The sequence below is a fragment of the Psychrobacter sp. TB55-MNA-CIBAN-0194 genome (genome assembly GCF_040309505.1).
In the GTDB taxonomy this organism is placed as follows: Bacteria; Pseudomonadota; Gammaproteobacteria; order Pseudomonadales; family Moraxellaceae; genus Psychrobacter; species Psychrobacter fozii.
The window spans coordinates 1-26,131 of record NZ_JBEOOW010000014.1 but is presented as its reverse complement, the minus strand read 5'-3'; the positions used below and the strand labels follow the sequence as shown (position 1 = coordinate 26,131).

General features: G+C 41.2%; 19 protein-coding genes and 1 rRNA gene. 14 read left to right on the top strand and 6 right to left on the bottom strand.

The features are described from left to right. The 3 genes from rrf to AAEY75_RS13835 form a co-directional block, all read left to right on the top strand. A 5S ribosomal RNA gene (rrf, locus tag AAEY75_RS13845) occupies window positions 1-110 on the top strand; the annotation flags it as partial. Between the two features lie 180 nt (window positions 111-290). Beyond that, window positions 291-884 (top strand): hypothetical protein, encoded by a 594-nt coding sequence (locus AAEY75_RS13840; RefSeq protein WP_352259876.1) that lies wholly within the window; start codon window positions 291-293, stop codon window positions 882-884. Between the two features lie 280 nt (window positions 885-1,164). Continuing rightward, window positions 1,165-2,010, top strand: a complete 846-nt coding sequence (locus tag AAEY75_RS13835; protein WP_352259875.1) for an uL10 family ribosomal protein — start codon at window positions 1,165-1,167, stop codon at window positions 2,008-2,010. Window positions 2,011-2,127: 117 nt separating this feature from the next. Here AAEY75_RS13835 and AAEY75_RS13830 read toward each other — a convergent pair whose 3' ends face one another. Beyond that, a complete protein-coding gene (locus tag AAEY75_RS13830; RefSeq protein ID WP_352259874.1) occupies window positions 2,128-2,388 on the bottom strand; it encodes a DUF1289 domain-containing protein in 261 nt (86 codons plus the stop codon). 198 nt (window positions 2,389-2,586) lie between these two features. Here AAEY75_RS13830 and AAEY75_RS13825 point away from each other — a divergent pair, with 198 nt between their 5' ends. The 3 genes from AAEY75_RS13825 (at window position 2,587) to AAEY75_RS13815 (ending at window position 6,109) form a co-directional block, all read left to right on the top strand. Further along, complete coding sequence (locus tag AAEY75_RS13825) at window positions 2,587-3,240, top strand: YqiA/YcfP family alpha/beta fold hydrolase (RefSeq protein WP_352259873.1); 654 nt, start codon at window positions 2,587-2,589, stop codon at window positions 3,238-3,240. A 127-nt stretch (window positions 3,241-3,367) separates the two neighbouring features. Further along, the gene (gene parE, locus AAEY75_RS13820) at window positions 3,368-5,254 is read left to right on the top strand and encodes a DNA topoisomerase IV subunit B (RefSeq protein ID WP_352259872.1); all 1,887 of its coding nucleotides are present in this window, start codon (window positions 3,368-3,370) and stop codon (window positions 5,252-5,254) included. Window positions 5,255-5,419: 165 nt separating this feature from the next. Then, on the top strand, window positions 5,420-6,109 hold the full coding sequence (locus tag AAEY75_RS13815; protein WP_352259871.1) for a lysophospholipid acyltransferase family protein: 690 nt from the start codon (window positions 5,420-5,422) through the stop codon (window positions 6,107-6,109). A 115-nt stretch (window positions 6,110-6,224) separates the two neighbouring features. Here the strand turns inward: AAEY75_RS13815 and AAEY75_RS13810 are convergent, their stop codons facing one another. After that, the gene (locus AAEY75_RS13810; protein WP_352259870.1) at window positions 6,225-6,893 is read right to left on the bottom strand and encodes an SDR family NAD(P)-dependent oxidoreductase; all 669 of its coding nucleotides are present in this window, start codon (window positions 6,891-6,893) and stop codon (window positions 6,225-6,227) included. 326 nt (window positions 6,894-7,219) lie between these two features. On the opposite strand from AAEY75_RS13810, the gene AAEY75_RS13805 reads away from it, so the two are divergent. Next, the gene (locus tag AAEY75_RS13805) at window positions 7,220-8,686 is read left to right on the top strand and encodes a hypothetical protein (RefSeq protein WP_352259869.1); all 1,467 of its coding nucleotides are present in this window, start codon (window positions 7,220-7,222) and stop codon (window positions 8,684-8,686) included. A gap of 134 nt (window positions 8,687-8,820) precedes the next feature. Here AAEY75_RS13805 and AAEY75_RS13800 read toward each other — a convergent pair whose 3' ends face one another. Further along, window positions 8,821-10,491, bottom strand: a complete 1,671-nt coding sequence (locus tag AAEY75_RS13800) for a mechanosensitive ion channel (RefSeq protein ID WP_352259868.1) — start codon at window positions 10,489-10,491, stop codon at window positions 8,821-8,823. A 461-nt stretch (window positions 10,492-10,952) separates the two neighbouring features. Here AAEY75_RS13800 and bamJ point away from each other — a divergent pair, with 461 nt between their 5' ends. Beyond that, entirely contained in the window at window positions 10,953-11,684 is a 732-nt protein-coding gene (bamJ, locus tag AAEY75_RS13795; protein ID WP_352259867.1) for a BamJ family beta-barrel-assembly machinery protein, read from the top strand. Window positions 11,685-12,051: 367 nt separating this feature from the next. Here the strand turns inward: bamJ and argA are convergent, their stop codons facing one another. Continuing rightward, window positions 12,052-13,374, bottom strand: coding sequence for an amino-acid N-acetyltransferase (argA, locus tag AAEY75_RS13790; RefSeq protein ID WP_352259866.1), 1,323 nt, complete (start codon window positions 13,372-13,374; stop codon window positions 12,052-12,054). A 453-nt stretch (window positions 13,375-13,827) separates the two neighbouring features. Here argA and AAEY75_RS13785 point away from each other — a divergent pair, with 453 nt between their 5' ends. Beyond that, window positions 13,828-14,415: a hypothetical protein gene (locus tag AAEY75_RS13785; protein ID WP_352259865.1), complete on the top strand. Its 588-nt coding sequence runs from the start codon at window positions 13,828-13,830 to the stop codon at window positions 14,413-14,415. Between the two features lie 159 nt (window positions 14,416-14,574). On the opposite strand, the gene AAEY75_RS13780 is transcribed toward AAEY75_RS13785, so the two are convergent. After that, window positions 14,575-15,564: a patatin-like phospholipase family protein gene (locus AAEY75_RS13780; RefSeq protein WP_352259864.1), complete on the bottom strand. Its 990-nt coding sequence runs from the start codon at window positions 15,562-15,564 to the stop codon at window positions 14,575-14,577. Between the two features lie 393 nt (window positions 15,565-15,957). Here AAEY75_RS13780 and recG point away from each other — a divergent pair, with 393 nt between their 5' ends. Next, window positions 15,958-18,336 (top strand): ATP-dependent DNA helicase RecG, encoded by a 2,379-nt coding sequence (gene recG / locus AAEY75_RS13775; RefSeq protein ID WP_352259863.1) that lies wholly within the window; start codon window positions 15,958-15,960, stop codon window positions 18,334-18,336. 106 nt (window positions 18,337-18,442) lie between these two features. On the opposite strand, the gene AAEY75_RS13770 is transcribed toward recG, so the two are convergent. Continuing rightward, window positions 18,443-18,571 carry a hypothetical protein gene (locus tag AAEY75_RS13770; protein ID WP_265090099.1) on the bottom strand — a complete coding sequence of 43 codons (129 nt, stop codon included), beginning with the start codon at window positions 18,569-18,571 and terminating at the stop codon, window positions 18,443-18,445. 526 nt (window positions 18,572-19,097) lie between these two features. Between AAEY75_RS13770 and AAEY75_RS13765 the strand changes: the two genes are divergently transcribed. From AAEY75_RS13765 to AAEY75_RS13750, 4 genes are all read left to right on the top strand, one after another. Then, complete coding sequence (locus AAEY75_RS13765; RefSeq protein WP_197218584.1) at window positions 19,098-20,456, top strand: efflux RND transporter periplasmic adaptor subunit; 1,359 nt, start codon at window positions 19,098-19,100, stop codon at window positions 20,454-20,456. Continuing rightward, a complete protein-coding gene (locus tag AAEY75_RS13760; RefSeq protein WP_197218585.1) occupies window positions 20,453-23,554 on the top strand; it encodes an efflux RND transporter permease subunit in 3,102 nt (1,033 codons plus the stop codon). Before AAEY75_RS13765 ends, AAEY75_RS13760 begins: the two co-directional genes overlap by 4 nt. 93 nt (window positions 23,555-23,647) lie before the next feature. Continuing rightward, complete coding sequence (locus tag AAEY75_RS13755; protein ID WP_227681548.1) at window positions 23,648-24,316, top strand: YceI family protein; 669 nt, start codon at window positions 23,648-23,650, stop codon at window positions 24,314-24,316. A gap of 677 nt (window positions 24,317-24,993) precedes the next feature. After that, on the top strand, window positions 24,994-25,302 hold the full coding sequence (locus tag AAEY75_RS13750; protein ID WP_197218586.1) for a hypothetical protein: 309 nt from the start codon (window positions 24,994-24,996) through the stop codon (window positions 25,300-25,302). The last annotated feature ends 829 nt before the right edge of the window (window positions 25,303-26,131 follow it).

Here is a 26,131-nt window from a genome sequence, read left to right as displayed (position 1 = left end):
CGACAATAGCGCGATGGCCCCACCTGATCCCTTCCCGAACTCAGAAGTGAAACATCGTTGCGCCAATGGTAGTGTGGGTTCGCCCATGTGAGAGTAGGTCATCGTCAGCTCTCTATTCCTGATTTGCCCCCGACTAGTTATCTAGCCGGGGGCTTTTCTTTGCGCGTGAGTTAGTAATAGCTAAATATTTATTGTTTTCAATTATAAATTAGTTCGCTATTATGTTAGTTTTATATTGGATAGATTAAAAGTATTGGCCTTTCTATATAAATCATTTGACTGAGAAAACTATGATCACTGTTACTTTTGATTCTAATGTATGGGAGAAAATTGTAGATGAAGATAAACGATCTGAAAATGCAGTTTATCAATATATCTATAATAAAATTAATAATGGAACTATAAAGCCTTTTTTCTTCGAAGGACTAGTAACAATGGAGAATATTAAGAAAATAGATAGAAAACTTTTTTTTGGTAATTTCAAAGCGTCAATTCAGTTTCAGGTTGATGACGAATCTCCTCATGTTATTGAAGGTACTGCTGCGCCAGAACTTTCAGAATACCTAAGAAAGACAATTCCCAAAGCTCTTGATATGGGTTTCAAGTTTATTCATACGCCAAGAATTGGTGCTCACTCATTAAATATAGCTGAGCAATACAAAGCTTCAGATGATAAGTATTTGTTGTCAGAGCGTCTTAAGAGAACATCGGACTGTATCCGATTTATTGAAAGTTTAGGTGCAGGTAAAGCGAACATACATAATAAGTTAGACGAGGATAATATAAAAGGAATCGTACATCAGACTAAGCAAGATAAAAGTTTAAATAATAAAAATTATGCAAAGGGTATGGTATTGCCGAATGGGTTGATGGTGATGCAGTAGCAGCGCATTATGCTTTTGGAATTGATTATTTTTGTACTAATGATCAAGCTAAAGGAGCTGGAATAACCTCTATATTTCACCCCACCAATTTGTATAAATTAACTGAAAAATATGAAATAAAGTTTATCAATCCAATAGATATCCTAGACATTTTATAAGCAAAGCTTCTAGATAACGCATTTAATAAATCAATATTTTATATACTTTCTAAGTCAAATGTAGCAAATCTTTATCTTTATTCAGATATTATATGATTAGTCCGAAATAGGAGTAGTGTTTAGTGGGTGCATGTAAATATTGTGGTGAAAGGAAAGCTATCAAAAATTCTCATATTATTCCATCATTTGTATATAAGTGGCTTAAAGAAACTTCTCCTACAGGTTTTATTAGAGCAACTGACCAACCGAATAGAAGAAAGCAAGATGGGTTGAAATCTGCATTGCTCTGTGAGGAATGCGAAAAATCTTTTTCTGAAGTAGAAAGTTTATTTAAAAAAGATTTATTTATAAAGCTTGCAAACTATAGAACACCATGTCCGAATGAACGGCAAATAACAGATTCAATTATAAGATGTCTATATATTATTGCATGGAGAGTTTTAGCTGATACATATTACTTTCCTAGAAGTCACCAATATACTGATGATGAATTCGCAAGGTTTCCAGAGTTTCTGAACAAAATAAAAAAATCTATAGAATTATTAGAATTTAAAGATTTTCAAACACATCTGATTCCTTGTACAAGAGAAGTATTAGAAAGGCTAAATCTCCCAAAAGTTGAATGGTTTTTTTATGATCGCGCTATTGGAGCAGAAGTTAGAATTTGGGATGATTGGGAGAGGTTTATTATTTTTATAAAAATTCCATCAGCAATTATCATATTTGAAATTGTCCAAAATGAGAAAGATATCTGGAGTGGAACTCAAATTGAAAACTCAAATAAACTGTTTCTTGAAGATATAACAATGGTTCCAAGCTATGTTTCTACTCAAATAGAGTATTTTTATGATCACTTTCTTAAGAGTAAACAACAGATTACTGATAATCAAATGAAAAAAATACTTGAAGGAATACAAAACGCTGCTCCAAATTGTGGTTCATTTCAAACGATGAGAAAAGAATGGTAATTATCATTTTGCCACATTTACAAATTTATTATAGCTGTTAGATGATTTTTTCTAAAAAGTCTTATATTTAACAATATGAGACTTTGAATATAAAAAGATAGTAATTATTAATTAACCCTAAAACAACTCCCCAACCTCAACCACTCCCTCAAAATTAAATCCTAATTGCTCGTCTTTGCGTTGTTTCATCTGTTCGATGCGCAGCTTACGTCCAGAGACTAGTCGTAGTACCTCGCGACGCTGTTCAGTCGTCATATCATGCCATAACTGACGCTCGGTCCGACTACGCAAGCAGCCAAAGCAATAGCCTTTTTTATTGCTTTGGCATACACCAATGCATGGATTGGCAATCTCGAACAGTTCAAACTGCTGATTCATGGCGACTCCATTGCTATTATCGTTATTCCTTTAACTTGCCTAATTTATTGTCTAGCCTCATTGCAAAACATTATTATGTCGCAAATGCTGAATAATAGTGTGCCATTTTATTGTTATAATTTTTGTTTAGCGGGTGCTATGCTTAGCTTTAATGGCTACATAAGTTAATCATAACAAAATTAATAAGTGAGATTGTAAGTGAACATTATTTATATTCATGGGTTGGATAGTGACGCTAACTCTACTAAAGGATTATTGTTAGAGAAATACTGTCAGCAGCATCATCCTGATATTAACGTATTGCGTCCTGATTTGAATAAAACGCCTGAGGAAGTCTTCAGGCAAATACTATTATTAATTAAGAGTCTAAATAACAACAATATTGAAAATAAGCATATTGAACCTTTAAATACGGTATTGATCGGTAGTTCATTGGGTGGCTATTTCTCTACTTTGGTGAGTAATCATATAGGTTGTGCTGCTTTGTTATTAAACCCCAGTATTCAGCCACATATTACCTTGCAGCGGTTCTCTAAAGATTCGACTTTAAATAACGGTACTAAAGATTATGATTTAAGAGGAAATGTTGTCCACTCGACAGCTGGTGGCTGGGATATTACCAAGGCAGATTTGCAATGGTTTGAAGCGCATCAACTATCAGCCGTTAATTATCCTAATAAGATTTCGGTACTTATTAAAGAAGGCGATGAGCTGCTAAACCCTGAGATGTCCAAGCAATTTTATGAAGAGCAGGGCGCGATGGTAACGGTACAAGCTGGTGGTGATCATCGGTTTAGTAATTTTGGTGAGCAATTACCAGTGGTGATTGATACGTTAAAGCAATTGCTATAGGCTCAAATTAAACTTAAATAGACGACATTATATGACGTGAGCGACTGACTATTGACGTTACCGTCGCTATTTTTCGTTATAATGGCTTAATAGAATTAATCGCACATGAATAATTAAGGATGCATTTGTGAGTCAATATAATGCGCAATCGTTAGAAGTTTTAGAAGGACTTGAGCCAGTACGCCGTCGCCCAGGGATGTATACCGATACCACGCGCCCTAACCATTTAGCACAAGAGGTCATCGATAACTCAGTTGATGAGGCATTGGCTGGTCATGCAAAGACCATCAAAGTTCAGTTGTATAGTGATGGGTCGTTGTCCGTTGAAGATGACGGTCGCGGTATGCCGACCGATATCCATCCTGAATTTAATCAATCAGGTATTGAGCTGATTTTAACCCGTTTACATGCCGGTGGTAAATTTTCGACCTCTAATTATGAGGTTTCGGGCGGCCTGCATGGCGTGGGTATATCTGTTGTCAATGCGCTATCAACACGGGTCGAGGTCACGGTATGGCGTGATAGCACACAGTTTGATATGGCGTTTGAAAATGGTGCGCCAGTAACGCCTTTGACTGAAGCTGTCAGCTCGAACAAGCGTAAGCGCGGTACCAAAGTACATTTTTGGGCCGATGGTAGTTTCTTTGATTCGCCGAAATTCAATGTTAAACAGCTCAAGCATAACTTGAAGGCTAAGGCAGTCTTGGCAGCTGGGCTAACGATTGAGTTTACCGATGAGATCAATAATGAAAAGGTGATTTGGCAGTTCACTGATGGTGTGGTTGAGTATTTAAATGAGCAACTAGACGGTCTTGAGACCTTGCCTGAAGCACCTTTCTATTATAACTATGAGGCAAAAAGTGGCGAGCGAGCAGGTATTACTTTTGCGTTGTCTTGGTTGCCCGATGGTGGGACGCCGATTCAAGAAAGCTATGTAAACCTGATTCCGACAGCTCAAGGTGGTACGCACGTCAATGGATTGCGCACTGGTATTTTGGAGGCCTTACGTGAGTTTTGCGATATTCATAACTTATTGCCACGTAGTGTAAAACTGACAGCAGAAGATGTATGGGATGGAGTGAACTATATCCTGTCACTTAAGTTTTCTGAGCCACAGTTCTCTGGTCAAACCAAGGAGCGTCTGTCTAGCCGTGAAGCTGCTGGAGCAGTCCAGACTTTGGCAAAAGATGCTTTTAGTCTGTGGCTAAATCAACATGCGGATATGGGCACGCAAATCGCAGAGCTAGCGATTAACAAAGCAGGTCGCCGTCTTAAATCTGCTAAAAAAGTTGCTCGTAAAAAAATAACGCAAGGGCCAGCATTGCCTGGTAAATTGGCAGATTGCCGAGGTGATCTGCGTGATGGCGCTGAGCTGTTCTTAGTAGAGGGAGACTCTGCTGGTGGTAGTGCCAAGCAAGCACGAGACCGTCATTATCAAGCGATATTACCGCTGCGTGGTAAAATTCTAAATACATGGGAAGTATCATCAGATACGGTACTTTCAAGCCAAGAGATTCATGATATCGCGATTGCTATCGGTGTCGATCCTGCTTCTGATGATTTATCTGAGCTGCGTTACGACAAAGTATGTATTTTAGCGGATGCTGACTCTGATGGTTTGCATATTGCGACATTGATTTGCGCTTTGTTTGTGAAGCATTTTCCTGCATTGGTTGATGCGGGTCATTTGTTTGTGGCGATGCCACCTTTGTACCGAGTTGATGTAGGCAAAGAGGTCCATTATGCGTTAGATGAACCTGAGCTTGAGCATATTTTGGCCAATGTACCGGGCAATAAAAAAGCTCAAATTACCCGTTTTAAGGGTTTGGGTGAGATGAGTGCAGAGCAGTTGCGTGAAACAACCATGAACCGTGATACTCGACGTTTGGTTCAATTGGATATGGACGATATGGTGCTCACTAATAGTGTCATGGATATGTTGCTCGCGAAAAAACGCGCATCTGATCGCAAGTCATGGCTTGAGAACAAAGGCAATTTGGCTAATATTCCATAAACAGTTTTGTTAGCTTGCTCGTGATAATCGTACTTATTTATAGATATCTCATTAATGCTAATTCATAAGTAGAGGGTTTATTAGGTAATAAAAGCTTATAAAACGCAACTTAGTCGCTTAAGCTTAATGCTATTATATAAGTATCTTTTATTATATGGTGCCATCATGACATCAAAGTTTTCTAATCGTTCTAAAGCTTCTTCGTCTAAGCGATCTAAGATTTTACCCAAGCTCAGTAGAGCGCAGCTCGGTGACTTAGTTCCAAGACGTGGTAATAAAATTGCACCTTTCATTGCGTCAACCATGCTAAAAGCATCGGGATGGACTACCGTTGGTGAGATACCAAATATTTCGCAGGCGGTGGTATTAGCGCTACCGCACACCTCTAATGTCGATGGTGTGTATGCGATACCCAGTCTGTTTGCGCTAGATCTCCAGATTAGTATTATGGGTAAGCACACTTTATTTAAAGTACCAGTCCTTGCGCAACTACTACGCTGGATGGGCATTATCCCTATTGATCGTGGTAACAAGGGTTCGGTGCTGCAATCAAGTATTGATAAGTTCAAAACGGGTGAGCCACTGTTTTTAGGGTTGTCACCAGAGGGTACGCGCCAATACACTGAGAGTTGGAAAACAGGGTTTTATTATTTAGCGTTGGGTGCGAGTGTGCCGATTTTACCAGTCGCTATGGATTATAATACCAAAGAGATACGCTTTATGTCTCTGGTCTATCCTAGTGGGGATATCGATGCTGACTTGCCAAAAATCTATGAGCAATATGAAGGCGTGATTCCAAGATATCCTGAGCGTCTATCACAGCCTCTACAAGACGTGAATGACTCAGCTAATTAAAACGTTTTAAAGCAGTTAGTATAATAGCCCTTATTTAAAAACCCCTTGATATACATATATCAGGGGGTTTTTCTCTGTAAGCATTAACAGTGTTTTTGAAGGTTTTTTAATTCTTCTAATTTGTGAAGGTGCTAACCCCGCCATCGACAGGCAAGTTCATACCCGTAATGATAGCCGCATCATCGCTGGCTAGAAACATCACAGCAGCTGTCACGTCGAAAGGAGTGGCTGTTTTTCCCAGTGGAGAGTGAGTAACGAATGGGTTTGAACTGACATCTGTTGTGACGAACCCAGCAGTGACCGCATTGATACGCACGTTATTTGGTATATTTTCTAATGCCAGTTTTTTGGTAAGTTCAGTCAGGTTATTTTGTTCCGCTTTATACGTGTCAATACTCCAGTCTGCTGATAGATCAGTCAGTGCTGATATATTAACGATATTACCTTTTGTTTTTATTAGCTCTGGAATGACTGACTGATGAATGCCGACAGCAGTGTCTATATTGACCATGACATCAATATGATTATACTTCTCGAGTACATGCTCTACTAATCTTGCCGTTTGGGTTGGATCGTTGATATCACTGGTCACGGTAAGGTGGTTACCTGTGTTGATCCATGTATGGTCTTGTGGCAGATCTTCGTAGATGTATCCTAAGATATCAGAATTAATACCAACAATGATACAGTTAGCTCCTTCTTGTGCGAATCGCAGCGCGGTTGCCCGACCGATATCTGAATCTGCGCCTGTTATGATGACGGTCTTTTCTTTAAAGCGCTTCATATTGTTCAATCCTTGTTATTATATGAGAATAATTAAATAAGTTTATGAATGTAGAGTTTGCCCACTATAAAGTCATTAAGTCGCTGAACTGGCTAACCTTAATAATATAGCGCTTGTGCTATGTTTTCTTATATCAGTATTATTTTGACTCTATAAGATAGGTATTCTCTAAGGCAGTCTATATATACAAATTCGTGTATAAGTGATGCTACTTTGATATCATCATAACAATTCAGCACTGTGAAAGCGACTGTGTTTCATCGTGCTTATCAGCAAAAATAACATACCATACAATATAGCCATTCAATAACAAAAGGTTGGAACTTGTGTCCCTTTCGATTACGACAATGCCCGACTGGGGCTATCTTACTACCGAGCTGGTCTGTTACTTACAAGAAGATGCTACCGCAGTCGCTTTAGCTGGTATGCATATGATTGAGCATGACTATAATGCTCAGTATATCGCTCGTCACTATCAATATCAGTTGCCACTTGGCAAGCTACAGCTGCTGGAGCTAACCCTATATTTACCTTTTGATACGGGATCAGCTAATATTGAGGCTGTACGTATGATCGCGGTAAAGTCTGCGCTTGCATGGTACAAAGCATCACTATCTCAAGATGAAGATAATAATGCAGTCGGTTATGAGGCTTTAATCTTCGATATTCAACTTGTGGGGGGAGGTGATAGCTCTGCACAAAACGATAAAGATAGTGAAAAATATAACGCCCTACAGCGACTGAAACACAGTTTTGGTGCGCGCTATTTTTTAGAAGACCTAGTGGTAGATATGAGTGAAAGTCAGCAGCAGCTACAAGTATTTAGCTGGGATGATTGGTACTCGATAGCGGCAGCGGTACGCACACCATCTGAGTTATGGCGTTTTTTGTCGTATCATCTAGAGCAGCTACAGCATTCGGCCACGAGTCATATACCAAGCTTTGAATCAGAAGATTTATTGGTTGAGAAGTTCTTACAAAGTCCAGGTTTATTTAATTCTGCTATTGCAGTTGATAATGCACTCATCAAAAACGAGGCACAGGATGAGCCTAATTCAGCACTTGTAGCTATAACGCTCGCATACAAAAACCAAAGTACAACTGCGCTGATGTATCATCAGCATATGCTGCAAGCAGCAACACTATGGTCTCAGCTAAGTATGCAAATGATAGAGACGTATAGTGAAAAGCAAACAATTAATAATGATGATCAGTTAGACGTACCGCTTGTTTACTGGCAGCAACAACTGCTAGGTGAATCTCTGTTTTCACGTCACGAACTTATCCGCACGCTATATAGACATCCCAAACAAAGCGCCTCGTTGCAGAAGGATGGCTATGTCGTACACCAACATTCTTATGAGAGTTTGGGTCGACATTATGTACTGGTGTTTTATGGTCAGGAGGCTACAGGACATAATAGCAAAGCGGCTGTTCAACCGAAGTTGGCACAGATTGCAAAAGATGTTGCTACACGTTTACCAATAATTGAGCTTCATCATATCATTGTGTTGGGCATTGATTTTATCACCGAGGCTGATGAGACCTTTATCGATATTGATCTATGGATTCAGCCAGTCGATACCATGACTCAACGTGAACGTCAGCTAACCAAGCAATTGCAACGTCTCAAGCATCAAGATATTCAGCATCAGAATAGTAGCTCACAGCCAGACCAACAAACAGCTTCAAATACAGCACCAGCAAATAAAGATTCTAAAAAAGATGGTCAAGCGGATAGACGACCTCAAGTACACTTAAACCTTTCCATTCCTGCGCGAAAAGATAAGTAATAAATTAAGCTCTCTATCATGTAATAGATGATGAGCCATACAATCCACAAGTGACTGTATTAAGCGCTATTAAGCGCCATAAAAAAAGACAGCCTAGGCTGTCTTTTTTATATTTGAAAATTCAGAATAACTATTTAGTTATTGTTGATATCGTCATTTAGACCGCTACCAGGTAGTAATACGTTGCCATCATTATTGATGTCATCAGTATTAACAGGAGTCGTATTCACTATATCTGTACGTAAATCGTCAGTTGACGTGCTTGTAGCCGCAGGCGTGTTTTCACGCACTGAATCAGCCACTTTTTCTTGAGTTGATGTCTCTGGCTGAAGCGCAGATTTTGCTTTGGCTTCGGTACGCTCGTGATCCATCTTGTCTTGCATCTTACGTAGGAAACGTGCTGCTGCTTCTTGACCACCAAGACCGAATGATAGGGCAAAAGCAACGGCTACTGCACCTAACGTTAGACCAAATGCTAGATTAACAATTGAATCCGCAATACCCATCGCTTTTAGACCCATGGCTAGTACTAAGCCCATGATCAATACACGTACGATATTTGCTAGAAATTGTGAACCTTGCTCAGAGCGCTCAACCACACCTGCAATAATGTTAGCAAGCCAAAACCCGATGAATAGGATAATAGCACCAAGGATGATATTAGCACCAAAGGCAATGAACATTGTGATGATAGCTGAAATAGGCTCAAAACCTAACAAGTCAGCAGCGGCAATGGCAGCAAACAGCATTGCAAAGAAAACAATCGCATAACCAACTAGGTCAGATACTTTCTTATCGCCCATAGTATCTTGCAGGCCAACTTTGGCTGGCAATTGGTTGATTTGAGTATTTTCGATAAGGCCTTTAATGATGTTGGCAACCATGCGAATTACATAGAAAGTTACCACTAAAATGGCGGCTGCCATAAAGATGTTTGGCAATGCTTCCATGATTTTATTCAGCATGTTCGTCGCAGGACGAGCAATAACTTCGATCTTTAGAGCATTTAATGCTGCAATAATAGTTGGAATGATAACTACTAAAAATGCTAACGAACCAGCAATGTTAGGTAAGCTGTTTTTTTCGCTTAAGCCTGCTTTTGAAGCCAGTTCTTGCACATTAAATGTAGACACAAGATTGGTTACGATGCCACGTACTACTTTAGCAATGATATAACCGACTACAAAGACTACAGCTGCAATTAAGATATTAGGAATAAAGCTGAAGATTTTATCAACCATATTAGTCAATGGTGCAAATAAACCATCAAGCTGTAATTGACCAAGTACCATAGTCAATACAATTAATAAAATGAACCAATACACCATATCAGCGATGGTACTGCTCATTGGTTTTACACCAGCTTGAGCACTGAGACGCTCGTCCATTGATGTTTTAGACAGTGCCGCATTGATGGCGGTACGCACAACGGTAGCCACAACCCAACCAATGACACCGACAGCGATAGCACCGATGAGGTTAGGAATAAACGCCAACACTTGATTAATCATATTTGCGAACGGTGTCGAAATTGAGTTCAAATTCAATTGGTTCAGCGCTCCAGAGATTGCGATGATAAAAATAAACCAAAATACAATTTTGGAGATAATACCTTCCAAGTCGTAGGCTTTACCTGTTGAAGAACTCATACGTTGGTTAAGATTGATCTTAGATAGTACATTACGAACTAGGGCTGCAATACCGAGTGCAACCAACCAGCCAATGATAAATATTAAAATAGCACCGATAATGGAGCCGATAGGCCCACCAAGATAACCGTTAAAAGACGTGTACATTGGATTCATTTGATCCTCCTTTAATCATCATACAGAGGCTGCCAAACAATATCGTCAATGTGGCTGATATTGAATGTGACCAATACATAATGGTTATAATAAATAGTATTTTTCAAAATAAGCTATAGAGTGATATTCTAATTTTCGAGTCGTTAGTCTTATCAAAAAATATCTGTGTACTTTGTATTTATAACTTTATTGCTGATATTTAGATATCTTTGATAGGGTAAACACTTGACTATTTATCACCTTAACTGGTTCAGCTTAGCTGATGTGTCAGTAGATTTAAAGACAGAAAGCTTAACCTGTTACTATATTTGTGTGATAACTTGTTATTATATATATAAATATTAACACATACTGTACACTCGTCCGATAATTTTATTCCAAACATGGCTCCTAAAACTAAGATTTGCTATTATAGAACCATGTGACATCTCGCCACTATTCTTACAATTTGAGAGTACTTTATGAAAAAAATCACTACTTTAAGCGTTAGTGCACTTGCTAGTGCTATGTTGTTAGTAACAGGCTGTAGCACAAATAATGGTAACCAAGAAACGGCTGCTCAGAGTGTTTCAATTACCGAACAAAGTTCAGCAAGCGAAAAGGTCGGTTACAGCTTAGGATATATGATGGCTGAAGGAAATAAAGAAGCGGTCGGCGATCTGAATCTTGACACTTTTGAAAAAGGCTTCCGTGATGGTTATGAAGGTACTGATTCAGCATTGACTCAAGAGCAAATGCAAGAAGTATTGACGACGTATCAAAAAGAGCAAGAAGAAAAGTTCGTCAAAGAGATGGAAACAAAAGCTGGAGACAACAAAACTAAAGGCGCTGCGTTCTTGGCAGAAAATGCTAAAAAAGAAGGCGTCAAACAAACTGCGTCTGGCCTACAGTATAAAGTAGTAACCGAAGGTACTGGTAAATCACCAAAAGCAACTGACGTGGTTGAAGTGAACTACGAAGGTAAATTGATTGATGGTACTGTATTTGATAGCTCTTATGAGCGTGGTGAGCCAATTGAGTTCCCACTAAATCAAGTTATCGCTGGCTGGACAGAAGGTCTACAGTTGATGAAAGAAGGCGGAAAATATGAGTTCTATATCCCGTCAGATATCGCTTATGGCGAAGCTGGTAATGCAGGCATCGAGCCTAACAGCACGCTAGTATTTACGGTTGAATTGTTATCAGTGAAATAATGAGTATTAGGGCGTGTCCTCAATTCAATCGATAGTTATCTAAATGGGTTAAAAATGGCTAAATCTTGCCAAACGGCGTCAAATAGCTAACTAATATCTCGATATTATCTGCGCTATTTTCCTTGTTTGACTGCAATTTATCTCATTTTTATCACCATTTTCGAAATGAGGACATGCCCTAGTAATTATTTAGTGTTAGTACTAAATAAGCATAATACTGAATCATAAAAAAGCCCTCTTAAATTAGAGGGCTTTTTTATGACTACATTTTATAGCTCTTAACTGATCATAGTTTTTAACCAAATTTTCTAACTGGTAAGTGTGTTCACTTGATCAAAGCGGTCTTAATTAGCATTTTGCTAACTTACTAAAGATTCTTTTGGAATACTTTAGAATTGCGACCGTTATGATATTGCTCTTGGCGTGCTTCAGGCAGTGCACTTGCTTCAACTTCCACAAAGCCTTGTTCGACAAACCAATGTGCTGTGCGAGTCGTCAACACAAACAGTTTATGTAGACCATGGCTACGTGCTTGTTGTTCCAAAAATGCCAGCAAATCAGCACCTCGGCTACCGTTACGATATTCAGGATGTACGGCGACACATGCAATTTCTGCAGAATCCTTGTCCAATGGATAAAAGGCTGCACAGCCCAAGATCATACCATCACGTTTAATGACACTATAATGGTCAATCTCTTGTTCTAAACACTCACGTGAGCGGCTGACCAAAATGCCTTGTTCTTCTAGCGGCGATAGTAGCTCGATCAATCCTACTACGTCATCAATATTGGCGCGGCGAATTTCTTCATAAGGGTCATGGCTAATCAGTGTGCCAGAGCCGTCACGAGTGAAAAGCTCTTCTAGCAATGCGCCATTTTTGGCATAAGAGATGATATGTGTGCGATGAACGCCTTTGCGGCACGCCAAACTTGCACAGTTTAAGAAGTAATTAATTTCGCAGTTCAAATCCCGATCGCGCAAGAAGCGATCGACTTCGTTTGGAATCATCTCGCGCAATAGTCGATCACCATCATTGATGCCAGCTTCTTCACCCAAGAATATTAGTTTGTCTGCACCAAGTGCGACAGCAGCATTGAGTGCAACGTCTTCAGCAAGTAAGTTGAAGACTTCGCCAGTTGCTGAATAGCCCATCGAACCCAGAATGACAATATGATCATGGAGTAGGTTGTTTTTGATGGCTTCAACGTCGATAGAACGTACTTCACCAGTCATTTGGTAATCAATACCATCACGAATACCGTAAGGACGCGCTGTGACAAAATTACCTGAGATAGCATCAATGCGTGAGCCATACATAGGTGAGTTTGCCAGTCCCATCGATAGTTGCGCTTCAAGTTGCAGGCGAATAGCGCCTACTGCCTGTAAAATAGAAGGCATTGCCGCTCTTGGGGTAATTCGAATGTCTTGATGTAATGGAGAGGCGATATCTGCTTCTTTTAGGTTTTTTTCGATTTGCGGTCGTGCCCCATGCACCAGAACCAGCTTGATCCCTAGGCTATGCAATAGAGCAAAGTCATGGATAAGCGTGCTAAAGTTGGCGTGATTGACCGCTTCACCGCCAAACATAATCACAAAAGTTTTACCACGATGTGTATTTATGTAGGGAGCAGAGTTGCGAAACCAATGAACGTATTCAGGGTTAATCTGGGGCATGGCGCTAGTAGTCATAATGGGAGCAGCAGTCGTTAGAATAAGAAAAGGTGCGTAGCAAAAAGATGCTGGTCGCTAAAGATTTACCATAGCAAAAAATGCCGTTATGAGCTATCTTTTATTTCAGCTGTGTTAATGAATCTTTATAGCTGATTGACTATATACACAACCTCAACACGGGGTCAGTGTACGTACAAATACTTTTTGTTATGCTAAACGCTATTGCTTTACAGATAGCGAACGCAGATAATCAATAAAAACAATGAGCCTGATACCATCAATTGATTGGATGTGACTTTATAGCAGATAGGTCCAAACCTATAAAGTAAGCCAGCGCTAAGTAGCAGTATTCGAAATCATATATATCTTCACATAAAGAATACGGCGATGAGTGTTTGAAAATATATTAAACCCTTTTCCAGTTTTACCAATTGCGTTCTACCGATATATCAACCAGGGATAATGAAAACCATGAAAAAAAATAATCAATTTGCTAGCCCGTTTAGCGCTTGGAGCGGTCATCGCTTGTTTCACGTTGTCGCCGGTACACTCATCGGTGCGATGGTCGTCACAACACAAGCCTCGGCGATGCTGCCTACGCCAGAGCAAGCTGTGGATAGTAGTTCAGTTGCGGTGCAAGCCAATGCCAATCAAGGTTCAAGTGCACAAGCCGTGAATAGCAAAATCACAGCATCATTGATTAGTGTTGATGCAAATGGTGAAGAGATTTTGGTTCCTGTCAATGCAAATACGCGCCTACAGTCAGGCAATGTCTTAGAGTATCAAGGATATTTCACTAATACCAACGCTGATCGTGTGCGTAAAATGACGGTCACTATGAGTATTCCTGATGAAGTAGAGTTAATGCGTACGGTAGCACCAGAGTTCCCGTATGGTAGTGTCGACGGTAATAATTTTGCGCGTATGCCATTGCGTACGAGAGTAGACAATCAGCTGCAAGATGTTGATATGAAATACTATAAAGCAGTACGTTGGGATATGGAAGGCGTTGGTCTTAACGACACAGTCGCAGTCAAATATCGTGCACGTGTGAAGTAACTATCGTGCCCGTATGAAACGACGTAGATGTTTGAATATTAGGTTTCATGTAATCATACTTTTTTCATGATTTGCACTGTTACAAAAAGCACCATAGCAATGAGCTATGGTGCTTTTTTATTCGAGTTTAGATTTTTAGATAGGCTACTTATTTATCGTTCAGAGGGTCGCATACTTACTTTGAGACTTCTGCTTTATTAACTGCTTGATTGCATTGATTTGTGAGGTGGTGGCTTGTGATCCGGCCGTAATGAGGGCACGGCGCTGGCTAGTATCTATTGAGCTGATGTGACTGACAGCAGGAGTAATGACAATATCTGCACCATCCCGTTCACGACGCATTGTTGCACTATGATTGGTATTTGGCTGAGCCGCGATAGTATTCTCTAGCAATCCCCAAAAGCTGCTGAGTGAGTTAAGGTTCGGTATGCCTTTAAGCTCAGTGGCATTACTGTCACTCGCATCTGTCACATCTACTGCGATGATAATATCAGCGCCCAAATCACGAGCGCTATCAACAGGGACTAGGCTAACCACACCGCCATCGATATATTTTTTGCCGACTTTTTCAGGGATACGCGGGGCGATAAAGATATTAGGAACGCTACAGGACGCTTGTACAGCAAGTCCTGCATTACCAGTGGTAAAGCCTGCTTTTTTTAGCGTGTTTTTTTCGGTAGCAATTGCAGCAAAGCGAATTGGAAAATCTTCTATTGTGCGTTCGCCTACTTTTGCATTGATAAAGTCTTTTAGTTTGATGCCTTCGATAAACCCTTGATTGGATAAAGTGAAATCAGTCAACTCGCTATCCGTAGTCGTTAGTGCAAGTCGCTCAAGCTGTGCAGGCGTGTATCCACTTGCATATAAGCTACCAACCAAACTACCGATACTCGTGCCAACGATGAGTGTCGGTGTAATGCCGTTCTCTTCCAAGGCTTTGATTACTCCCACATGAGCAAAACCTTTAGCGCCACCACCGCCCAATACTAAGGCTACGCTAGGTGATTCTATTTCAGGAACTATAGGTGTGACACTCGCTGGAGTCAGTGTGCTACAAGCACTGATGACTAGTCCTAGTGTAGTAAGTATGGCCACACGTAGTAATGATAAATGATGATTGAGGGGATGGCTGAAAGTGGGAGTAGGCATAAAAAGACCTTAGAGAGTTGTATAAGTTAGAAAACAAGGCATCAGTTATTGCTATGATATAGATGATTCATTTATGTTAAAGACTTCGCACAGCCATACTACGAATTCGCTGAGTATAGGCCATGAATTATGAATAAACTCTTAATCCCAAAAATATGGCTGACGGTGTTAGATTAGTTTGGTCTACACGATATATATTTGCATACGTTTGCTTTGTTATTCTGGGCTTTGGAAGTGGGATTAGGCTATCAATGACAGTCATAATGACTTAGTATTTTATATCAAATTGATAAATATAGTTTTTATAAGATGCAGCAAATGTAGACTAAGAAAATTGAATCTATAATACTTAAAAACATTAATACTTATAAAACAATCTCGCTAGGATCTTTGATGCCAACATCGACAAGCCCTTCTTTAGCTCACTCATCAGCAGACCACTTTAGACCTGATCTGCCAGTTTCAGCGCTAGATATGCCTGTGACAGCGCTGGCAGGCGTTGGCCTAAAAGTCGCAGAGCAGTTAGCACAGTTAAATATAAAGCGAATATTTGATTTGCTACTACATCTGCCACGTGATTACGAGGATCGTAGCCGACTGCTATCCATAGCAGACGTAGAGCATGGGCAATCAGGATTAATCACTGGGCGTGTGGTGCATGTTGATACTAAGCGCAGTGGTATGACGGTAGTGGTAGATGATGATACAGGGACGATATCCTTGCGATTCTTTAAAGTTTATCGCGGTCTTGCGCAAACGATGAGTTTGGGTACACAGTTGCAGCTGTTCGGCGAAGTCAAAGTCAGTCGATATGGCAAGCAGATGAGTCATCCTGAATATCAGATTATTACTGATAATATTGCCATGACCAATACGGGATTGCAGCCGATTTATCCCAGCGTTAAAGGACTGCATCAAAATAAGCTGCGCACCTTAATCAAATTGGCACTACAAACGGTCCGCAGCCAAGGTCTGCCGATGACCCTGTTTACTCCCACAGATTTTTCTGTGGTGGCTGATCTGCCGTTAGCGCCTTTTGAGCCGATGAAATCATCAATAGCAGAACATGATTACTCAGAAGATATTTTCTCGACTTTGGCGCGTAGCGTACCAGACAATATGATTGGTAATAGTGTTAATAGAGGCGGCGCAACAGCCTATGATAGCAATCGTAGTACTAACAACGGTGTTAATAGCGATATCCATACGGCAGCAACTCGATCGGCGCACAACAATGTCTATAGTTTGACGATATTTGAAGCCTTAGTATTACTACACACGCCGCCCACTTATACCGATGCTGGACAGCAATATAAACTATTAACCCAGCTGAGTGCCCGTACGCATGCCGCCTGCCAGCGTTTGATTATTGAGGAATTGACTGCGCATCAGCTTAGTTTATTGTATCGACGCCAACAATTGCATCAACACAAAGCGCCCAAATGCGCCACTCAAAGTCCATTGGCTGATGCCTTGTTTGGCGCATTGCCTTTTGACTTAACGGGCGCACAAAAAAGAGTAATGCGAGACATTACCGCTGATATGGCGACATCTATTCCTATGTTGCGGCTGGTACAAGGCGATGTAGGTGCTGGTAAAACGTTGGTGGCGGCGGGCGCAGCGGGCTATGCGCTTGATAGTGGCTGGCAAGTGGCTGTGATGGCACCGACTGAAATTTTAGCTGAACAGCATTTAGTTAATTTTAAACAGTGGTTTGAGCCATTGGGTATCGGTGTTGGCTGGCTCGCTGGCAAGCAAACTGTCAAGCAGCGCCGTGAATCATTGGAGGCAATCGCTGAAAACACCGTGCAGATTGTGGTCGGTACTCATGCGTTGTTTCAAGAGCAAGTACAGTTTGCCAAACTAGGTTTGGTGATCATTGATGAGCAGCATCGATTTGGCGTTGAACAGCGTATGGCATTGACCAATAAAGGCGTGGCCAACAGTACACCGCATCAGCTGATTATGACCGCCACACCGATTCCACGTACGCTAGCCATGAGTGTCTATGGCGATATGGATACCTCTATCATTGATGAGTTACCACTGGGACGTACGCCGATTACCACAGTGACCATTGATCGGAACCGCCGTGATGAGGTGATTGAGCGTATTGCTATCAATTGTGAGGCAGGCAGGCAGGCATATTGGGTCTGCTCATTGGTAGAAGAGTCTAGCGTATTGGATGCACAAGCAGCCGAAGCGACTTATGAAGACTTAAATGAGCGTTTAGATATTCGTATTGGCTTGGTACACGGCAAAATGAAGTCTGCTGATAAACAAGCCATCATGCAGCAATTCAAAGCGGGAGAATTAGACTTGCTCATTGCCACAACGGTTATCGAAGTCGGTGTTGATGTGCCCAATGCCTCGCTAATGGTTATCGAAAATGCGGAACGCTTGGGACTGTCACAATTGCATCAATTACGCGGGCGAGTCGGGCGTGGTTCTACTAAAAGTTACTGTGTGCTGCTTTACCAAAAGCCGCTATCAGAGACTGGTACTGAACGCTTGAATGTATTACGTGATAGTACCGACGGCTTTGTCATTGCCCAAAAAGATTTAGAGTTACGTGGGCCGGGTGAGCTACTCGGTAAGCGCCAGACTGGCAATGTCGGTTATTATTTAGCTGATCTCATCCGTGATGAGCAGCTGTTTGCGATTGCGCAGCGTTTAGCCAAGCATTTAATTGCAGACCCTACACGTAAAGCCGATGTCAGCCAGTTGATACATCGTTGGATGCCAGAGGCCAGTCGTTATACTAATGCTTAACCATTGAACCAAGGTTGAATAGCTATGTAGTTTGCATCAGTAAATTGATGCTCAATAAAAAAGAGGACAGCTAATGCTGTCCTCTTTTTTATTTGCCAAAATAAAGCTATTTAGATTTTTTTACTTTCTTCAGTGATTTTTTGAGATCTTTGAGGTTTTTCTTTTGCTGTTTAACTTTTGCTTTGGTCTCTTTGATCTCTTTCTTAAGTTTTTTCACTTCTGACTTATTAGCCATGATTGGCTCCTTTGTTGATGAGGTCCTCTTAATAATGACAAATTACCTCGTAAATTCAAGTCTGAACTGTAGGTAGTATGTATCATTGGTTTTCACAGTTTATTATTCAAATAACACTTATCGTATCTCAATCAGTTCAATGTGATGTCACACTAAGTCATAAAAGTGTCTTTATTAAATACGGTGTAATAATCTCCAATCATGTATTCGATTTGGTCATTAGACTTTGAGAGGAGAGGTGCACGCGGATAAAATTCAAGTAAGAATGTTGGGCTATGCTGGCGTGTTTATTCTGAATTTATTATCTATACTATAATCTTGAGTGGCAATATCTTTATTAAGTTCAATGTCTTACTATATCCTAATAACGACCAAAAACTGACCCCTCAGGTATCTAACATAATTGACCCGCCGACGAGTTAGTCTACAATGTTAAAAACCCTTATTAATAAGATGGGACTGCATCATCTTGTTTCCCTTATGCTTTTTACGGCGTTAGTACCGTGCTTATTTATAGAGACCAACTATGAGCGATTTTAAACACCTTGATAATAAGCAAGCGCCGACTAGCGAGCAAACTCTTGATATTGAGACCTCTCAACAAGCTGAGCTACCACCGTATCGTCAGTCTGAGTCATTGGTGAATAAACCCTCCTCAAAGTTACCATTATGGTTGTTACCTGCTTTAGTGGCGGTACTGATTATTGGTGTCCTTCTTGGAAAATATTGGGGTAATGGTGAAGCAGAAACGGTTGAGTCTCCAGATGCTAGCAGTGCGCCCAGTGATGGTACTAGCGACGGCAGTACAGAGCAGGCGGTACTGTCAGTAGAAACAATCGCGCCAAGCCAAGAGGATATTGGCAACACGTTAAGTGCTGATGGAACTATTAATGCTAAAGATACGGCGAATGTCAGTGCAAAAGTGAACGGTGTGGCTATCGAGCGTATCTTGGTCGAAGAAGGAGATCGCGTCAAAGCAGGTCAGGTATTGGCTATGTTCGATACCGATGCGATGGAACAGCAAGTGCTACAAGCAGAAGCTGATGTCGCAGAGGCAGAAGCGACGCTGGCTAACGCTAGTGCTGACGCAGCGCGCGTATTGCCACTACTCGATATTGATGCCATCAGCAAACAAGAAGCCGATCGCTATCGTACCTCCGAGCTTCGAGCCAGAGCGTCTTTGCAAGCATCAAAAGCTCGACTAAGCACTCAGCGTTTGAGTGTTGATAATGCTCGAGTGGTCGCGCCAGTGAGCGGTATCATCAGCGAAAAAATGGTTGAAGTGGGTATGGTCGCTGGTGGTGAGCCATTATTTACTATTATTAAAGGCGGTATTTTAGAGTGGCGCGCGGATATTGATCCCAAACTTATCGGTGAAGTCGGTGTTGGTACGCCAGTACGAGTGAGCTTACCGGGTGGCGACTCTGTAATGGGTCAGGTAAGCCGTATTGCGCCAACGGCAGATAATAACCGGCAGATTACTATTTATGCCAGTTTGGCTGCCAATGCACAAGTACGGTCAGGCATGTATCAGACGGGTGAGTTCCTACTAGGCAGTGCCAGTACGCAGACGGTGCCAAATAGCGCTATCGTGAGCAACGATGGTTATGACTATGTCATGCTAGTTACTAACATGAAGATTCAAGGTGGCAAAAATACAGGTCGTATCAAGCAACAGCGAGTGACATTGGGCAAGCGACTTGGCGATAGTGTAGCGATTACAGAGCCATTGCCTGCTAATAGTCAGATTGTGAAGCAAGGTGGAAGTTTTTTAAATGATGGTGATTTAGTGCTTGTCGTGAATGGTGCAATTCAAACAGGTAACCAAGCTGACGCGGCTGCCGATAAAACCACGACTGGCACAGATAAGCAGGCACGCTCATGAGTTTAAATGTCTCAGCTTATTCGATTAAAAATCCGCTGGTTGCTATTTTGCTGTTTGTGCTCCTGACGTTAGGCGGCATTTACGGCTTTATGCAAATGAAGGTGCAACAGTTTCCAGATATTGATTTACCCGCAGTTGTTGTGACCGTCACCCTCCCTGGTGCAGCCCCTTCTCAGATCGAAAACGATATTGCAAAAAAGATTGAAAACAGAATCACCAGTATAGAAGGTGTTAAGCGTATTCGCACGACGTTACAGACAGGTGTTGCTACGGTGGCAACAGAGTTTGTATTAGAAAAAGACATCCAAGAAGCCGTCGACGATGTGCGTTCAGCCGTCGGAGAAGTAAGTGGGGATCTCCCTGCGGCCGCCAACGATCCTATCATTACTAAAGTATCGACAGCAGGCTTTCCGATTGTGACTTATTCAGTCGCTGCCGATAATATGAGTGTTGAAGATCTGTCTTGGTTCATTGATGACACAATTACCAAGCGCTTGTCAGATATTCCTGGGGTCAGCACGGTCGGTCGTATCGGTGGCCTTGAACGTGAAATCACAGTCGCTGCCGATCCTATCGCTCTGAGTGGTTTGCAGTTCTCGATTGCACAGTTGTCGCAGCAGTTGAGCAGTATTCAGCAAGACAGCGCAGGCGGTGAAGCTGAGGTAGGTAATGCGACCCAAACGATTCGTGTATTGGGTGCAGTTGAGCGGGCACGTGAGCTTAATGACTTGCAAATAGCAGTGCCGACTGGTGGCACGCAGGCGCTTGGGCGGATGGCACAAGTGACTGATGGTGCTGCCGACCCAAGCTCTCTTGCCAAGCTTAATGAGCAGACCGTTGTGGCATTTAACATTACTCGTTCGCGCGGTGCTAGTGAGGTTGAGGTCATGGATTTGGTCGATGCAGAGCTTGCAAAGCTGACCGCAGAGATGAGTCAAATTAAGATTGATAAGGTTTATGACACCGCAACGCCAGTAGCAGAAGATTATAGTGCCTCCATAAAGATGCTAATCGAAGGCGGCATATTAGCCGTAATCGTGGTGTTTCTATTCTTACGCAACGTCCGCGCGACCATTGTGGCTGCGGTTGCGCTACCACTATCAGTCATTCCTACTTTCTTAGCGATGTATCTGTTTGATTTTAGCTTAAATATAATCTCGTTATTGGCCTTGTCCCTAGTTATCGGTGTCTTGGTCGATGATGCTATCGTTGAAGTTGAGAATATTATTCGCCATCTCAGAATGGGCAAGACACCTTATGAAGCAGCAATGGAAGCCGCTGATGAGATTGGGCTTGCAGTAGTGGCGACGACCTTTACCTTAATCGCTGTATTTTTGCCGACGGCCTTTATGGGCGGTGTTGTGGGTCAGTTTTTCCGGCAGTTTGGCTGGACGGCTGCTTTGGCTATCTTTGCCTCTCTACTGGTCGCGCGTTTGATTACGCCTATGATGGCAGCGTACATACTCAGGCCAGAAAAGCACCATGTCGAAAAGCAAAGCAAACTGATGACGTGGTATCTAAAAGCCGTCACGTGGACATTGCATCATCGCTGGATAACGATGGGTGTGACGCTGATACTATTTGTGGCTTCGTTGGGATTGGTCAAATTATTACCGACCGCTTTTATCCCTGATAATGATATTGACCAGACACGAGTAGCGATTGAGCTAACGCCTGATGTGGCACTAGCAGATACAGAGCGGGTTGCAGCATTAGCGAGCGCTCGCATCTTAGCACTGCCAGAAGTTACTAATATATTTACGTCTGTCGGTGAGGCACAAGAGTCGATGGACTCTGATTCCGGTAGTGGTAAAGCAGAAAATATCGGCAGTCTGGATATCGTATTGGCTCCGCGTGCTGAGCGAGATTCGAAACAACAGGTTGAGCGCAAGATTAGCGCGATACTGTCAGAAGTGCCAAGTGCTCGTTTTACGGTTGGGCTATCGAGTGGTGGTGAGACGGGATATAACTTTTCGCTGACCAGTAGCAACCCTCAAGTACTTGAAGAGACCGCGCAGCAGATTATGTCCGATATTCGTGCATTACCAGGTGCGGGATCGGTCACTAGCGACCGCAGTCTACCGCGTCAAGAGCTAACCGTGACGCCTGACAGACTAGCGATGGCAGACAAAGGTGTGACCACACAAGATATCGCGACTACCTTACGTATTGCGACCGTCGGCGACTATGAGCAAAGTCTGTCTAAGCTCAATTTAGATACACGGCAAGTTCCTATTGTTGTGCGTTTGCCTGATATCGCAAAACAAAACGTCAACCAGTTAGAGGGGCTATACGTATCTAGTAATAGTGTCGCAGGGCAAGGCGTGCGTATCAGTGAAGTGGCCAGTTTGGATTTTGGTACAGGGCCTGCTCAGATAAAACGTCTCGATCGTGAGCGTGCGATCAGTATTACGGTACAGCCTGCAGACAGTGAGCTTGGCGAGTTGGTACAAGCAGTCAAAAAGACCCCGACAATGCAAAATTTGCCTGCGTCAATTACCATCATTGATCAAGGGCAAGCCGAAAATATGGCTGAGCTTTTCAGTGGTTTTATCATCGCCATGTCAGTCGGTATCATCTGTATTTTAGGCGTGTTGATTCTTCTGTTTGGCAAAGTGCTACAGCCTTTTACGATTTTAGTGGCATTACCTTTATCAATCGGTGGTGCTTTTATCGGTTTGGTGATTACTAATAGCAGCTTGTCGATGCCTTCGATGATTGGTTTTATTATGTTGATGGGTATAGCAACCAAGAACTCTATCTTGTTAGTGGATTACGCTATCATCGCCCAAAACCGTGGACTAGCACGGTTTGATGCGATGGTCGATGCCTGTCATAAGCGTGCTCGACCGATTATTATGACGACGATTGCGATGGGCGCTGGCATGTTGCCATTAGTCTTTGGTTGGGGTGATGCAGATCCTACTTTCCGTCGCCCGATGGCGGCAGCAGTATTGGGTGGTCTGGTGACCTCGACGCTACTCAGTCTCGTGGTCATTCCAGTGGTTTATACCTTAATGGATGACGTATCAGGTTGGTTCGCTAAATGGCTGATACCAAGTGGCAAAGATAAATCAACTATAGATAGCAAAGTTTAATTTAGTGCTTTAATTTGTATAAGTCAGATTACTAAAATGAAAAAGACAATATCTATCGATTAGATATTGTCTTTTTATCGCTATATGAGTCGTATGACGATCACAAAGGATGTGATTGGCTTGTCATTTACTGCACAAAGGAATGTCATTATGAGTCATGCTTTTCTCTCAAAGGCACTATTATCCTATCGCAAATTTCTATTGGGTTTATTTCTAAGTACAGTAGGCATCGTCAGTAGTTATGCGACTCCCTACTACATCGATGCTACCCGTACCAATGTACGTTTCACCATTGAGCCTCTCAACACGTCAACGCACACTGGTGGCTTCTATAATTTGAGCGGTCAGCTTGATTATGATCCAACGGCTAAGACAGGCAATATCGCTCTCATAATTCCTTTGCATACCTTAAACACAGGTAACAAAATTTTCGATACCACGCTTAAAAGCGCAGATTTCTTTGATATCGAAAAATTTCCAGTGGCTCGTTTTAAGTCTACCAAATGGCATTTTTTATCTAATAAAGATACCATCAAAGTTGATGGCCTATTGACGCTACATGGGCAGACCAACCCCGTTACGCTCACTGCTATCAAATTCAACTGCTATTTAAATCCGATATTAAAAAAATCGGTGTGTGGTGGAAGTTTTACGACAACTATCGACAGAACGAAGTGGGGTATTAGTAAATATACAGTGTTAGGCATGGCAAAAAAAGTGAAGTTAGATATTCAAGTGGAAGCTGTAAATCAATCATATTGATCTTAAGAATACGATGAGTTATGGCATATTTTTGGAATTTGTGATGCTCATATCTATATATTTTTCCTTAATAAGTGTGATGACCTCAAAAAATCTCGCAATACTTCAAAAATATAATGACTAAATTTTGTTATCAGACTGTTGCCAACATACTTTCACTCTTGCGATATAGAAAATTAATGCCATAACATAATAAATATTCAAAAATCCAGAAAATATAAGGAGTTTAGAGTAATTTACTCAAGAAACGATAAGAGAGTTAAAAAATAATAAGTATGTATTATTAAGTAGAGGTTAATAACTAATAGAGCACATGTTGTTTAGTTATAAGGGTTTGAGATTAAGAGTTATCAATAATAGTTCTCAACATTTTGATATAACAAAGATGCTATAGCAATTGCACAATGTCACAAGAAAAAAATAAGCACGTTAGACTGGTAATTTTTGTACTACTGAATGCCAAAGTTATTAATTGGTAGTCTTGTGTTCGGAGATTATGGCTAATAAAGATTAGATCATAATGTTCTGATCTCAAATCGAACATGATAATAGCTCAAATAATTATCATAACTTTATTTATGACAGTGCTGTTTGTTAAATAGATTCGAGCTGTACGAAATACCGTTTAGGCTTATTTTTAACTGATGCATAAAATCTGTGAATCAAGGAATTAATCAATGAAAAACCTTACTTTGTCTTTATCATTAATTGTTGGCGCCGCACTTACTATCCCAAGTCTAGCCATGGCTGCTGAACAACCAGTCGTACAAACTGCGACTGCAGATACTACCATGCAAACCGAAGCTGGAAGTATGGATAACGGACTTCAAACTGAAACTGAAGAGTTTAACAATATGTCTGATGCCGAGAGCATGAATGATATGGCTCAGGCTGATGATGGAAGTATGGATGATATGGGTCAAGCTGATGCCGAAAGTGATGGTACTGTTGAAGTTGAAGAAGAAACTGCACAACCATATTTATAATTAGAAAGTTAGTTTCTGTGGTGAGTAGTTGCTCACCATGCAAATGATTGCCTTTAAGTGTAATAAAACCGATCGTGTTATCTTATTAGCAGTGATGAAACTTAAAACAATATGCAGAATCGAAAAGGCAGCCATTAGGTTGCCTTTTTCGTTTTGCTATGAATAGGTTACGATTAGCAACTTCAAAGACCAATGATTCTAAGGACGGGTAAAGCTAAGGTGACCGATAATATACGCTTGCTTGATAGCTGCCAAAATATACTAAGATAACTGCACTCATCTATATAAGTTAATTAGTAGACAGTAGTGGAAGTATGCAAATGACTGAAATCTAATTAAGGGCATTCAGTTTTTGGATATAGATGTATAGCTGAGCAACTGCTTTAGGTCAGCTATTTATATAAGTTATCCATATTGCGATGTTTACACACTCATCTGTACTAATGTACTTTGGATGTGCAAAGGATATATAGAGGCATATCATGAAGTCCAAAACGGTCGAAGTTCGATTACAAAATGAAAATTCAAAAACTAACTAGCGCACCAAATCACTGGCCCCTTGATAAGTAGCCAGTATTTCTAAGGCAGTTAAACAAACTATAGAATAGTTTTCAAGAGTCCTTGACCTTCACTTTAAACCGAGTATACCGCCACCCAGTCGGAAGGGAAGGATATTTAGAAAGTGAGAAATCACTTAATGAATATTTCGAATTAATTAGTTTTAAACTAAATGAAAATTACCTCTTGACTCAAGATTTAAAGCGTCTATAATACGCCCCTCAACAGGGAGAACTGGCAGTAATTAGGAGATAATTACTTAATTAAAACC